This window comes from Streptococcus sanguinis (assembly GCF_900475275.1).
Lineage (GTDB): Bacteria > Bacillota > Bacilli > Lactobacillales > Streptococcaceae > Streptococcus > Streptococcus sanguinis_N.
This window is the reverse complement of record NZ_LS483364.1, coordinates 1,811,701-1,825,067: the sequence shown is the minus strand read 5'-3', so window position 1 is coordinate 1,825,067 and position 13,367 is coordinate 1,811,701. Positions and strand designations below refer to the sequence as shown.

Sequence of the window (13,367 nt, the reverse complement as noted above, 5' to 3'; positions counted from 1 at the left end):
CCTAGTAACTAGATTGTAACACCTTTCACAGGGAATTACAAGGAAAATGAACTAAATTTTAATAAAAATTTAATTCTTCAAATAAGCTTGGCTTTGTAAGGAGAAGCGGCACTAAAAACTTCTTATATTAATGACTTTTTTATTGCCATGAAAGCGCTTTTGTGTTATAATTCAATATAGTACAAAGGGGTACTGAAGATAAATAAGCAATGAAGCTATATGAAAATGCTGTGACGTGTGTAGGAGAGCAGTCTTATTTTCATATAGTTTCTTTTTGTTTAAAAATAGATATAACAGAAAGGAGAAAAGATGTATAAGATTTCCTATAAGACTGAATTGCATGTGGGCAAGGGCGCTCTGCAGCAATTAAGCCATTATAAAAACGAGCATATTCTAGTCGTTGCCGATCCTTTTTTGAAGACATCTGGCACGTTGGATGCCATTTTAGCCAACTTTGATGACAGCAATGATATTGTTGTTTTCACGGATATTGTGCCTGATCCGCCAATCGAAACGGTTGTGGCTGGTATCAAGAGTGCAGGAGACAAGCCAATCAGCATTGTGCTTTCTATTGGTGGCGGCTCTGCTATTGATGCTTCCAAGGCTATGTATTATTTTGCCAAGAAACAGGGTGCTTTCTCAGAGGCCATTCTCATCGCCATTCCGACGACAAGCGGAACTGGATCTGAAGTAACGTCCTTTTCTGTCATCACGGATGCAGAGAGAGGTACCAAATATCCTTTAGTGACCAAAGAAATCCTTCCGGATGTTGCGATCTTAGATGCGGATTTGGTTCTGTCACTTCCTGGTAACATCACGGCTGACACTGGAATGGATGTACTGACCCATGCCATTGAAGCTTATGTATCGACCAAGGCTACGGACTTCTCTGATGCCTTGGCTGAAAAGGCAATCAAGCTGGTCTTTGAATACCTGCCTAAAGCCTACAAAAATGGTCAGGATGTAGAAGCGCGTGAAAAGATGCATGCAGCATCCACTCTGGCTGGTATGGCCTTTAACACAGCTTCTTTGGGTATCAATCACAGTCTGGCACATGCGGCAGGAGCTAAGTTTCATGTGCCTCATGGTCGTTTAAACAGTATTTTAATGCCCCATGTCATTCAATATAATGCTGGTATCGAATTCAACAACCGGAACCGGCAGGCGATAGACAAGACTGTAGCAAGCCGCTATCAGGATATTGCCAAACTACTGGGATGCAGTGCTTCAAGCCCTGTATCAGGAGTAAGACAGCTGGTTGAAGCCATCAAGAAACTGCAAAGAAAGCTGGAGATGCCAACTTCTCTAAGAGAATATGGTGTGAAAGCAGATGCTTTTGCTCAGTACAAGGTAGAAATTTCAGAAGCTGCTCTACATGATGGCTGTACTCCGACTAACCCTCGCGTCCCTACGGCAGAAGAACTGCTTAAAGTATTAGAGAAAGCGTTTTAATCCTCTGAATTGCTGTTATGCCAAAATTATTGTATAATGTTTAAGAGCATGCAGTACACTTCTGAAGGTTTAAAATCATGAAGAAGGTTTACTAAATTGGAAGAAAAACAAAGAATGATACAGGAATACGTTCCTGGGAAACAAGTGACCTTGGCGCACCTTATCGCCAATCCTGATGAAGTCATTTTTGAAAAATTAGGATTGCAGGCAGAAATCAAGGATGCGATTGGAATCTTGACGATCACTCCGAGTGAAGCGGCTATCATTGCGGTTGATATTGCGACCAAGGCTGCGGATGTTCAAGTTGGTTTTGTGGATCGTTTCAGCGGCTCTGTCGTGATGACAGGTGACGTTTCTTCTGTTGAGGCAGCTCTCATTGCCGTTTTACAAGGTCTGGAAGAGATTTTGGGCTTCTCCAGCACTGTCGTAACACGGACATAAAAAATCAAACTGTCGAGGGGAAGTATGAAAGGCAGAATACTAATTGTTGATGATGATCCAATTGTAAGATTAGATATCCGAAATATATTAGAGGCAGCTGATTATGAAGTGGTGGCTGAGGCATCCGATGGCTTTGAGGCTATTGATTTGTGTCAGAAATATCGTTGTGACTTGGTCATGATGGACATCAAGCTTCCGCTTCTGGATGGCCTGACAGCGGGTAAAAAGATACTCGAAGACGCTTTAGCCTACAGTGTGATTCTACTGTCAGCCTACAGCGATGAACACTATGTTCAAAAAGCTAAAACCAATGGGATTAGTGCTTACTTGGTTAAACCTTTGGATGCCAAGTCCTTGATTCCAATGGTAGAGATCTGCATTGAGAAGGGCCGCCAGCTTCAGCAGATGTCCAATGAAATGGTCAAACTGTCTAAAAAAATAGACGATCGGATTGTGATTGAAAAGGCTAAAGGCTTGCTGATGGCTCGTGATCATTTGTCAGAGCCAGAAGCTTTCAAGCGCATTCGGACAATTAGTATGCAAAAGAGAGTGCCGATGATTGAGATTGCCAAATTGCTGGTGCTCCAAGATGATGTGTAATGATGTATAAAGATAAGATAAAGCAGCTTTGTCGGGAACAGACAAATTTGGATGAGGCTGATATCGAGCATCTTGTCCAACAGGCTGACGAATTATTGAAAAACTCAGCTTATGCTAATGAAGATGTCTTCATTGACGTAAAGAATATCTTTTCGGAACATGCCATTGTCATCTTTCACAAAAAACCGGAAAGCAAGCTCAGCTTGTACGAAAACTCGGTCGTAGGTGCTATGGCTTATCTGGAAAATGAGCCAGGTGTTATCCGAACCTTGGAGACGGGCGCTCCCTCGATTGGGCTTTCGGCCAGATCGCAGGAGGGCTTAGCCATTCACCAGACGGTCTTTCCGATAGTGAGAGAAGAGCGCGTCATCGGAACGCTGATTATCGAAAAAAATGCTCCTCAGACTTTACCGGACCACTTTTCTTTGGATAAAGAGGACGACGGTTTTGGGTTGCGAAGCACTCCTGAGATTTCAGCGCAAGAGCAGTTTGTTTTATTTGATCATATTGACGAAGCTTGTCTGGTCTTTGACCAGCAGGGCTATCTCAAGTATTTCAATCAAGCAGCTGCCGATTCTTATCGCCATAAGCTGGGCTATATGGACTCGATTGAGGGAATGCACTACAGCAATCTGGTCTTAGACAGTCTGACTTTTGAAGAAATCCAGCAACTGGGACCGCAAGCCCCTCAAGAAAAACCTCACCAAGTTGAGGTACATTATGGAACATATTGCTTTTTGGTCAAACGCTATTTGCTGGCTGAAAGTGAAAATGTGGTCATGATCTGTAAGGATATTACAGACATCAAGGAAAAGGAAGCGCAGCTCTTAACCCATACAACTACCATTCGTGAAATGAACCATCGGGTAAAGAATAACTTGCAAACCGTTGTTTCCTTGCTGCGACTACAGGCTCAGCAAAGTTTAGGAGCAGACACCAAAAAAGCTCTTAATGACAGTATGAATCGTGTGCTCTCTATAGCGGCGACCCACGAACTCCTGTCTTCTCAGCAGGATGACAGCATTCAGATTGAGCATCTGCTGAAGAGAGTTATCGATAATGTTCAGCGCTGTTTTTCCGGGCATAGGGAAATAACCCTGACCTACAGCCTGGAACCGGAACTCTGTCTCGACAGCAGCCGAGCCACTTCACTGGCGCTAATCGTCAATGAATTACTGCAGAACAGCTATGAACATGCTTTTAAGGACAAAAAAATCCAGAAAAACCGCAAATCCGTTTGCAGGTTGGATTTAAAAATGATATAATAACTTTAAAAGTACTGGATAATGGTAGCGGTTACAATCGAGAGCACACCTTTGAAAATCATCTGGGTCTACTCTTGGTGGAGCGTTTTGTCCAAGGAAAGTTGTTTGGAACCTTGTCTATCCACTCAGACTGTGAGGGGACGACAACGACCATTCGTTTTAAAAAATAAATACTACCAGACTAACAATGATGTCAGTCGAAAAAAGCAATGACGCTTGAAGAATGTAAATGAACTCCGTTTGTTTGCATTGCTTTGAGCGTCTTTTTTTGGAGGTTTTTAGTATGTCAGATAAAATTTTGAGTGTGGGGCTCGATATCGGGACAGCCACTACACAGCTGATCTTGTCAGAGCTTACCATCGAGAATATTGCTTCTGTGTTTACTATTCCTCGTGTCTATATTACAGATAAAAAAGTTCTTTATAAAAGTGAAATTATCTTCACACCAATTTCGGATCAACTTTTGATCGAGGTGGATAAGATCAAAAACTTTGTTCTGAATGAGTATGCGAAAGCAGGCATTCAGAAAAAAGATATTCAGATGGGGGCAGTCATCATTACTGGTGAGACGGCTCGCAAGGAAAATGCCAGTCAGGTGCTTCAAGCACTGAGTGGCTATGCTGGTGACTTTGTCGTTGCGACGGCCGGTCCAGACCTTGAGAGCATCATTGCTGGTAAAGGGGCCTGCAGCCATCAGTATTCTCAAGAGCATCATACATCAGTAGTCAATATTGATATTGGTGGGGGGACTTCCAATCTGGCAGTCTTCCGAGAAGGAGATGTGATTGATACAGGGTGTTTTGATATCGGAGGTCGGCTGATAAAGATGGATCCGCAGACCCAGCGGATTAGCTATATTGCTCCAAAACTGCAGACTATCATTGCAGAGCAGGGGCTTCAGCTGGCAGTTGGTGAAACGGTCCATCGAGCTGATTTGGATCGACTGATTCAAGAAATGGTCTCCGTATTAGAACAGTCTGTAGGAATTGACAATCACAGTCCTTACTATGAGCTTCTACAGACCAACCACGGTCTCAAGTTGAACTATGATCTCCACTGCGTATCTTTCTCTGGTGGTGTAGCTGATGGAATATACTTGGAAACGACCTCGGCGGATGATTTCCGCTATGGGGATATCGGTATCTTGCTAGGCAGGGCGCTGAGCAAATCCAAGATTTTTGATCAAAAGAAAGTCATCCAGTCAGCTGAGACCATCCGGGCAACCGTTGTTGGAGCGGGCAGCCATACGACCGATGTCAGCGGCAGCACCATTACCTACATCTCCGATATCCTTCCTATTAAGAACATTCCAGTTCTCAAGCTGGCAGCTTCTGATGAGCATGAGGACAAGGAGGGGCTGCAGCAGATTATCAAGGACAAGGTGGCCTGGTTCACACTGGAAAATGAAGTCCAGCAGGTGGCTTTGGCAATCAATGGAGAAAAAAGCCCAAGCTTCGCCCGGGTTTTGGAATACGCAGAGGCTATTGTCAAGGGAATGAGAGAAAGCATTGAAAAGAAAATTCCGTTGCTAGTGGTGGTCAGAGAAGATATGGCCAAGGTTCTAGGTCAATGTCTCTTTGCTCAGTTGCCTAAGGATTATCCATTTGTTTGCATTGACTCAGTGGATGTTCAAAATGGCGACTATATCGATATTGGTAATCCAGTCATTGAAGGATCGGTCTTACCGATTGTCGTGAAAACATTGGTGTTTAATTAAACTTTTATTTACACAAAGGAGGAAGTAATCCATGATTTTGAAAACAAAATTGTTTGGTCGGCTTTACGAATTTAAATCCGTAAAAGAAGTGCTGGCCAAAGCCAATGAGTACAAATCCGGGGATCAGCTAGCCGGAGTAGCAGCAGAATCTGCCGAAGAGCGTGTCGCTGCTAAGGTTGTACTAGCTCAGCTAAAACTGTCTGATTTGTTCAATAATCCGGTAGTGCCTTATGAAGAAGATGAGGTAACACGGATTATCATCGACGACGTCAATCTTCGTACTTACGAAAAGATTAAGAACTGGACAGTAGAAGAGCTGCGTGAATGGATCTTGGATAACAAGACTAAGAACGTAGATATTCAGTGGCTGTCTCGTGGGTTGACTTCTGAAATGGTAGCAGCAGTTGCTAAGTTGATGACCAACTTGGACTTGATTGTAGCTGCCAATAAGATTGTCATTACCAAACATGCCAATACAACGATTGGTATGCCGGGAACCTTCTCTTCTCGTCTTCAACCAAACCATACCACAGATGATCCAGACGGTATCATGGCTTCTACTATGGAAGGTTTTGCTTATGGATGTGGGGATGCTCTCTTAGGATTGAACCCAGTGGATGACTCAGTAGAAAGTACCAAACGTGTCTTGCATAAGTTTAACGACTTCATCGAAGAGTACAAGATTCCAACTCAGCACTGTGTGCTGGCTCACGTTACTACTCAGATCGAAGCCATGAATCAAGGTGCTCCGACAGGATTGGTCTTCCAATCTATCGCCGGATCTGAAAAAGGAAATGAAGCTTTTGGTTTTGATGCTAAAATCATTCAAGAAGCTTGGGATACAGCTCTGAAAGTGGGAACAGCTGCTGGACCGAATGTCATGTACTTTGAAACAGGTCAAGGTTCTGAACTTTCATCTGATGCTCACCATGGAGCAGACCAAGTGACTATGGAAGCTCGTTGTTATGGTTTTGCTAAACGCTTCGATCCATTCTTGGTAAATACCGTTGTTGGATTCATCGGACCTGAGTATCTCTACGATTCTAAGCAGGTTATCCGTGCTGGTTTGGAAGACCACTTCATGGGCAAACTGACTGGTATCTCAATGGGTTGTGATATCTGCTACACTAATCACATGAAGGCTGACCAAAACGACGCTGAAAATCTCTTGGTTCTTCTCGGAGCAGCCAATGTTAACTACATCATGGCGATTCCTCATGGTGACGATATCATGCTTAACTATCAAACAACTGGTTACCATGAAACAGCAACCATGCGTTCACTTCTCAATAAACGTCCGATCAAGGAATTTGAAGAGTGGATGGAAAAAATGGGCTTGATGGAAGATGGTCACCTGACAGAAATCGGCGGAGACGGCTCCATCTTTATGAAATCAAATTAGCAAGGAGGAAATCATTGTGGATGAATTGCAATTAAAAGAAATGATTCGCTCATTGTTAAATGAGATGGGCGGCGACTCAGCTTTTAAAGAAACAGCAGCGACTGACCAGAACAAAGCAGAAAAACCTGTGGTTTCTCTGCAGGAAGAAGTCAAACAAGACACTTCAGTAATTGAAGATGGCATTATTCCGGATATAACAGAAGTAGATATTCAGGAGCAGTTCTTGGTTCCAAATGCCATCAATGAAGAAGCTTACCGGAAGATTAAGAAATTTACTCCGGCACGTCTGGGATTATGGCGGGCAGGTGATCGCTACAAGACACAAAGTGTTTTGCGTTTCCGTGCAGACCATGCGGCAGCTCAGGATGCGGTCTTCTCCTATGTCTCAGATGACTTTATCAAGGAAATGGGCTTCATTCCTGTACAGACTAAGGCGACTACTAAAGATGAATACTTGACACGTCCAGATTTTGGCCGGGTCTTCCCTGAAGATCAGCAGGCGATTATCAAAGAAAAATGCAAACCTAATGCCAAGGTTCAGATTGTCGTTGGTGACGGTCTTAGCTCATCAGCTATCGAGGCTAATGTCAAAGACTTCTTGCCAGCTCTGAAGCAAGGTCTGAAAATGTTCGGACTGGAATTTGGTGAAGTGCTCTTTATCAAGCATGCTCGGGTTGCAGCTATGGACCAAATCGCAGAGCTGACTGGTGCAGAAGTTATCTGTATGCTGGTCGGTGAGCGTCCGGGTCTGGTAACAGCTGAGTCTATGAGTGCTTATCTGGCTTACAAGCCAACAGTTGGTATGCCAGAAGCGAAACGGACCGTTGTTTCCAATATTCATAAAGGCGGAACACCAGCCGTTGAAGCTGGAGCCTATGTAGCAGAAATCATTAAGAAGATTCTTGATAATAAGAAATCAGGAATTGATTTGAAATAATAGGAGGTAGTGGCTTTGAAAAATGATCGATTAGGCGCAAATGTATTAAGTGCCCTTCTGATTTCAAACGTGGATGCAGGTTTGGCAGCTTCTTTGGAGCTTAAACCACATCACAGAAGCCTGGGAATTATCACTTCTGACTGTGATGATGTCACTTATGTAGCCTTGGATGAAGCTACCAAGGCTGCAGATGTCGAAGTAGTCTATGCTCGCAGTATGTATGCTGGTGCAGGAAACGCTTCAACTAAGCTGGCTGGTGAAGTCATCGGTATCTTGGCTGGTCCAAACCCAGAAGAAGTTCGCAGCGGTCTGGATGTAGCAGTCTATGAAATCGAAAATGGGGCTAGCTTCTACAGTGCCAATGATGATGACAGCATTCCTTATTTTGCTCATTGTATCTCTCGTGCGGGCTCTTACCTGTCAGAGGGTGCTAATGCAGAAGAAGGAACAGCAATTGCTTACTTGATTGCTCCACCGGGTGAAGCTATGGTGGCACTGGATGCGGCTTTGAAAGCGGCAGATGTGCAAGTTGGTGCCTTCTATGGACCACCGAGTGAAACCAACTTTGCCGGCGGACTTCTAGTCGGATCACAGTCAGCATGCCGAGCTGCCTGCGACGCATTTGCGAATGCAGTCATCGCAGTAGCAAATGATCCTAAAAGTTATTGATTAGGAGTTGATTAAATGGCAGATAGAGCACTAGGTTTAATTGAAGTAAAAGGTTATCTAGGTGCTGTAGTTGCGGCAGATGCGGCTTTGAAGGCTGCCAATGTATCATTGCTTAATATTGAAACGGTCAAAGCTGGTTTGAACACGGTTCAATTGATAGGCGATGTCAGTGCAGTCCGCTCAGCGGTTGATGCGGCAGTTGAGTTGGTACAGGATAAACCTTACTATCTGGCCAGCCATGTAATTTCTAGGTTGGATAACCAGACAGACCTTCTCTTTGTACCAAAGAGAAACAGCAAAACAGCTAAAAAAGAGATTGCTTCTACGGCGGAAACAATCCCTTCAGAAAAAATCGAAGAAAAGCCTCAGCCTGTAAAGGAAACTAAGGCTAAACCAGCAGAGAAGCTTGAAGGAGAGACAAGGACCTACACCAGAGAAGAACTGGAAAAACTAAAAGTCGTCGAACTACGCAGCCTTGCCTATCATCAAGAAGGTATCCGTCTCAGCAAGAAAGAAATCAAATTTGCCAACAAGAAACTTCTAGTTGAGACTTTGATGGAAACAATAGGAGAGGAGTAATTGCGGATGTTTTTAGAAGATAAAGATTTGGTATCGATTCAGGAAGTAAGGAATTTGATTCGGGATGCAAAGAAAGCCCAAGCAGAACTTGCTAAAATGAGCCAAGAGCAAATTGATACCATTGTAAAAGTAGTAGCGAAAGCTTGTTATGATGAGCGTGAACGCCTAGCTAAAATGGCGGCTCAGGAAACTGGCTTTGGCCGCTGGGAAGACAAGGTGTTGAAAAATGCTCTTGCTTCCAAAGGTATTCTTGAAGAAATCAAGGATATGAAAACTGTCGGGGTTCTTCGCGAAGACAAGGAAAAGAAAGTCTTGGAAGTTGGAGTTCCAGTCGGCGTCATCGCTGGCTTGATTCCATCAACCAACCCGACATCAACAGTTATGTATAAGGCTTTGATCGCTTTGAAGGCAGGAAACAGTATCGTCTTCTCTCCTCACCCAAATGCTCTTAAGAGTATTGAGGAAACAGTGGAAATCATCAAGAAAGCTGCTAAATCAGCTGGATGTCCGGATGGAGCCATCAGTGCGATTCATCGGGTATCCATCGCTGCTACAAATGAGTTGATGCGACACAAGGATACAAATCTGATTTTAGCGACTGGCGGAAATGCCATGGTCAAAGCAGCATACTCATCTGGTACACCAGCAATCGGTGTAGGTCCTGGTAATGGTCCAGCCTTCATCGAAAGAACAGCAGATGTGCCAAAAGCAGTTCGTCAGATTTTGGATTCTAAGACTTTTGACAATGGTGTGATTTGTGCATCTGAGCAGTCTATCATCGTCGAAGAAGATATGAAGGAAAAGGTTGTAGCAGAGTTCAAGAAACAAGGTGCTTACTTTGTTCCAGCAGAAGATGCTAAGAAACTGGGTGCCTTCATTATCCAACCGAGTGGTGCGATGAATCCGAAGATGGTTGGTAAAACACCGCAAGTGATTGCTGAGTTAGCTGGTATTTCAGTTCCAGCTGATGCTCGGGTTTTGATTGCAGAAGAAACAGGCGTCGGCAAGCAGTATCCATATTCTATGGAAAAACTGGCTCCAGTCTTAGGCTTCTACACTGTCAAGGACTGGTTGGAAGCTTGTGAGCTGAGTATTAAGATCTTGCATCATGAAGGTGCAGGCCACACTCTTGCTATCCACAGTCAAAACGAAGAAATTATTCGTGAATTTGCACTGAAAAAACCAGTATCTCGTCTGCTGATCAATACGCCAGCAGCTCTGGGTGGTGTCGGTGCAACGACTGGTCTCTTCCCAGCCTTTACTTTGGGTTGTGGAGCAGTGGGTGGCAGCGCGACATCTGATAATGTCAGCCCGCTCAATCTCTTCAATATCCGTCGTGTAGCTTACGGTACATCAGAACTGTCAGACCTGCGACAAGCAGAAAATATGGCAGTGGAAGAACCAAAATCAGTAGCAGTTGACGGATCAAACGAAGAAGAACTGGTAACCTTGTTGGTTCAACGCGTATTGGAAAAACTAAAATAGTCAATATTAAACATTATAATTGGAGGATACAATCATGGCAAACGCAAATGCATTAGGAATGGTAGAAACAAGAGGACTTGTCGGCGCAATTGAAGCAGCTGATGCAATGGTCAAAGCCGCTAACGTAACTTTAGTTGGTAAAGAACAAGTCGGCGCTGGATTGGTAACAGTCTTGGTTCGTGGTGATGTCGGCGCAGTAAAAGCAGCGACAGATGCTGGAGCAGCTGCAGCTGAAAACGTTGGTGAATTGATTTCAGTTCACGTAATCCCACGTCCACATGCTGAAGTAGAAGTAATCTTGCCTCATCAAGAATAAGATTACAGACTTTTGTATAAATTTAAAAATAAGAAAATAATTGGAGGAAATAAACATGGCAAACGCAAATGCATTAGGAATGGTAGAAACAAAAGGACTCGTCGGCGCAATTGAAGCAGCTGATGCAATGGTCAAAGCCGCTAACGTAACTTTGATTGGTAAAGAACAAGTCGGCGCTGGATTGGTAACAGTTTTAGTTCGTGGTGATGTCGGCGCAGTCAAAGCAGCGACAGATGCTGGAGCAGCTGCAGCTGAAAATGTTGGTGAATTGATTTCAGTTCACGTAATTCCACGTCCACATGCTGAAGTGGAAGTCATTCTGCCCAAATAATCTGGGACAGATAAATATTTGCTGAAAGGGCCTGTATTGTAGTGTTCAGGCTTGATACAGGCCTCTGATGCAAATAGAATACTCAGTGAAAATGAAGCTTATGAGCAGCAGCTCGATACTAGACAGAAATGTTGATTTTCGGAGAGTATCAGATTGATTTTCACAGAGTATCAACGGAGTAGAAGGATGTGAATACATGTCAGTTTTTACAGAAGCTAAGATTAGAAAGCTTTATAGAGAATCCGTTCTCGCTGATAACGGTGTCTTTGAATTAAACAAAGATGAAAAACTGACGCCAGCAGCCAGAGGTTTTCTCAATGATCACCATATTCGAATTATCTGTTCAGGTCAGACCAAAGGGAAAACAGCTTCAGCTGCTGATGCTATCAGGGTGCCGATTACAAACCTTGAGGACTCTGCTGTGTATCCACGACTATTTAGACTGACTAAACTTTATACTTGCTTTTTGAAGAACCAGAGAGAACTGCATCAGGCATTTCAGTATGAAAAGTGTGAGCAAGTTGGCCAACTATTGAACATAGTAGAACAAATCGTTGGCCAGCATATTCTGGATGATATTTCTGATTACCAGACAGACCTGCCTAGCAATGCAGAATTGCAGGCCATTCGGGTCAGTCGACAGCTCGATCAAGAGACGGTTATGATGAGTTACCAAGAACCGACTTGGCAGTTGAATTGCTATGAAACATATATCGAAACGACCCTCCTGCGCAAAGAATTGGAGCAGGCTGCTGATGGTGACAGAGATCAATTTGCTTGTAAGGTTTCTCAATTATTAAAATCAATTGAAGTCTTGCTCTGGTTGATAGCAAGCTAATAACAAGAGAAAGAAGAACAGCAATGACTTTAGAAAATTTGGTAAATAAAGTAATTGATAAAGTTCAGGAAGAATTGCAGGGGTCATTTGAGGTAGAAGCGAGCGGACGTCATGTCCATTTGAGTCAGGAAGATTTGGAAGCCTTGTTTGGTCCCAACTATCAATTAACAAAAGCAAAAGACCTATCACAGCCAGGCCAGTTCGCTAGTCAAGAAAGACTGACAGTTGTCGGTCCAAAAGGCGCTTTTCACAATGTGGTTATTCTGGGACCTGTTCGCAAACATTCTCAGGTAGAAGTTTCCCTGACCGATTGTTTGCAGCTGGGCACCAAGGCTCCCATTCGCGAAAGCGGCGATATCGAAGGAACACCGGGTGTCATCTTGGCTCATGGGGACAAGGCAGTTTGTCTGGATAAGGGCCTGATTGTAGCTAAGCGTCATGTTCATATGACACCGGAAGATGCCGAACGTCTGAATGTAAAAAATCACGAGATTGTACAAGTCAGAGTAGAAGGAGCTCGTCCGCTGATATTTGATGATGTGGTCATCCGTGTTAGTCCTAAATTTGCGACCTATATGCATATTGACTACGATGAAGCCAATGCTTGTGGTTTCAAAAAAGGAACACGCGGACGGATTATTAAAAAATAAGTCCTATGAGCAAATAAAAGGTAGGTAAAGAATGGAAAATCTAGATCATTTAGTAGATTTGATTACAGACCGCCTGATGGAAAAGTTGAAGAAAAAGCCTCAGAAACCCTCAGTATACGTCATTGGAGGCGATAAGATTCCTGACTTATTAGAAGGGGAAGGCTTTCAAATTGTAAAAGATTCTTGCACAGCAGAGATTGTTGTTGTCGAGACACTTGGCTTTGATGCTTTTCTGAGACTCTCATCCCTTTGCCCTTTAGCGGTAGAGGAAGCAGTCATTTTAAAGAGTCTTTTGAAAGGCAAAAAAGTCCTCGTATCAGACAGCGTCTTTGCTATTCAGCAGTACAAGCAATCTTCTAAAGTGTACTTGTATCAGGAACTGCAGGGACAGCGAGAAAAGCTGATTCGCTACGGTCTGCAATTTTATAAAGAAGGCCAACTCTTAGCACTCCTAGAAAGCGATCAGGCTGAAGAGCCTCGCCCGGAAGTAAAACGGGCGGTGGCAGAAGAAGTCAGCCAGAAGACTAAGGCTCCGAGCAAGCCGGTTTTGCTTACAGAGAAGAGGCTGAGAGAAATGGGCTTACCTGAAAATGGAAGCTTTAAGATAGAAAAAGGAATGATTGTGACAGCCTTGGCGAGAGATTATCTAAAACGTCAAAAAATAGAAATCATAGAATAAAGGAGT

At 43.6% G+C, this 13,367-nt stretch carries 14 protein-coding genes and 1 pseudogene; all 15 read left to right on the top strand.

Going from position 1 to position 13,367, the window contains the following annotated elements:
* Positions 1-309: 309 nt before the first annotated feature.
* Complete coding sequence (locus tag DQM55_RS09090) at positions 310-1,452, top strand: 1-propanol dehydrogenase PduQ (protein WP_002903897.1); 1,143 nt, start codon at positions 310-312, stop codon at positions 1,450-1,452.
* Between the two features lie 96 nt (positions 1,453-1,548).
* Positions 1,549-1,893, top strand: a complete 345-nt coding sequence (locus DQM55_RS09085) for a BMC domain-containing protein (RefSeq protein ID WP_002898216.1) — start codon at positions 1,549-1,551, stop codon at positions 1,891-1,893.
* 24 nt (positions 1,894-1,917) lie between these two features.
* On the top strand, positions 1,918-2,493 hold the full coding sequence (locus DQM55_RS09080; protein WP_002910490.1) for an ANTAR domain-containing response regulator: 576 nt from the start codon (positions 1,918-1,920) through the stop codon (positions 2,491-2,493).
* Positions 2,493-3,928: pseudogene (locus tag DQM55_RS09075) on the top strand (sensor histidine kinase). Before DQM55_RS09080 ends, DQM55_RS09075 begins: the two are co-directional and overlap by 1 nt.
* Before the next feature lie 113 nt (positions 3,929-4,041).
* Entirely contained in the window at positions 4,042-5,475 is a 1,434-nt protein-coding gene (eutA, locus tag DQM55_RS09070; protein ID WP_111676323.1) for an ethanolamine ammonia-lyase reactivating factor EutA, read from the top strand.
* A gap of 31 nt (positions 5,476-5,506) precedes the next feature.
* The gene (locus DQM55_RS09065; protein ID WP_002903902.1) at positions 5,507-6,877 is read left to right on the top strand and encodes an ethanolamine ammonia-lyase subunit EutB; all 1,371 of its coding nucleotides are present in this window, start codon (positions 5,507-5,509) and stop codon (positions 6,875-6,877) included.
* Positions 6,878-6,893: 16 nt separating this feature from the next.
* Positions 6,894-7,814 (top strand): ethanolamine ammonia-lyase subunit EutC, encoded by a 921-nt coding sequence (gene eutC, locus DQM55_RS09060; protein WP_111676321.1) that lies wholly within the window; start codon positions 6,894-6,896, stop codon positions 7,812-7,814.
* Positions 7,815-7,829: 15 nt separating this feature from the next.
* On the top strand, positions 7,830-8,483 hold the full coding sequence (gene eutL / locus DQM55_RS09055) for an ethanolamine utilization microcompartment protein EutL (RefSeq protein ID WP_009659835.1): 654 nt from the start codon (positions 7,830-7,832) through the stop codon (positions 8,481-8,483).
* A 15-nt stretch (positions 8,484-8,498) separates the two neighbouring features.
* Entirely contained in the window at positions 8,499-9,062 is a 564-nt protein-coding gene (locus DQM55_RS09050; RefSeq protein WP_111676320.1) for a BMC domain-containing protein, read from the top strand.
* Positions 9,063-9,068: 6 nt separating this feature from the next.
* Positions 9,069-10,547 carry an acetaldehyde dehydrogenase (acetylating) gene (locus DQM55_RS09045; protein ID WP_111676318.1) on the top strand — a complete coding sequence of 493 codons (1,479 nt, stop codon included), beginning with the start codon at positions 9,069-9,071 and terminating at the stop codon, positions 10,545-10,547.
* 34 nt (positions 10,548-10,581) lie between these two features.
* Positions 10,582-10,863: a propanediol utilization microcompartment protein PduA gene (gene pduA / locus DQM55_RS09040; protein WP_002898203.1), complete on the top strand. Its 282-nt coding sequence runs from the start codon at positions 10,582-10,584 to the stop codon at positions 10,861-10,863.
* Positions 10,864-10,918: 55 nt separating this feature from the next.
* Positions 10,919-11,194 (top strand): propanediol utilization microcompartment protein PduA, encoded by a 276-nt coding sequence (gene pduA / locus DQM55_RS09035; RefSeq protein ID WP_002929465.1) that lies wholly within the window; start codon positions 10,919-10,921, stop codon positions 11,192-11,194.
* Positions 11,195-11,390: 196 nt separating this feature from the next.
* Positions 11,391-12,032: a hypothetical protein gene (locus DQM55_RS09030; protein WP_111676317.1), complete on the top strand. Its 642-nt coding sequence runs from the start codon at positions 11,391-11,393 to the stop codon at positions 12,030-12,032.
* A gap of 23 nt (positions 12,033-12,055) precedes the next feature.
* The gene (eutD, locus tag DQM55_RS09025) at positions 12,056-12,682 is read left to right on the top strand and encodes an ethanolamine utilization phosphate acetyltransferase EutD (protein WP_002896361.1); all 627 of its coding nucleotides are present in this window, start codon (positions 12,056-12,058) and stop codon (positions 12,680-12,682) included.
* Between the two features lie 31 nt (positions 12,683-12,713).
* Positions 12,714-13,361 (top strand): ethanolamine utilization protein, encoded by a 648-nt coding sequence (locus tag DQM55_RS09020; protein WP_111676315.1) that lies wholly within the window; start codon positions 12,714-12,716, stop codon positions 13,359-13,361.
* Positions 13,362-13,367: the final 6 nt, after the last annotated feature.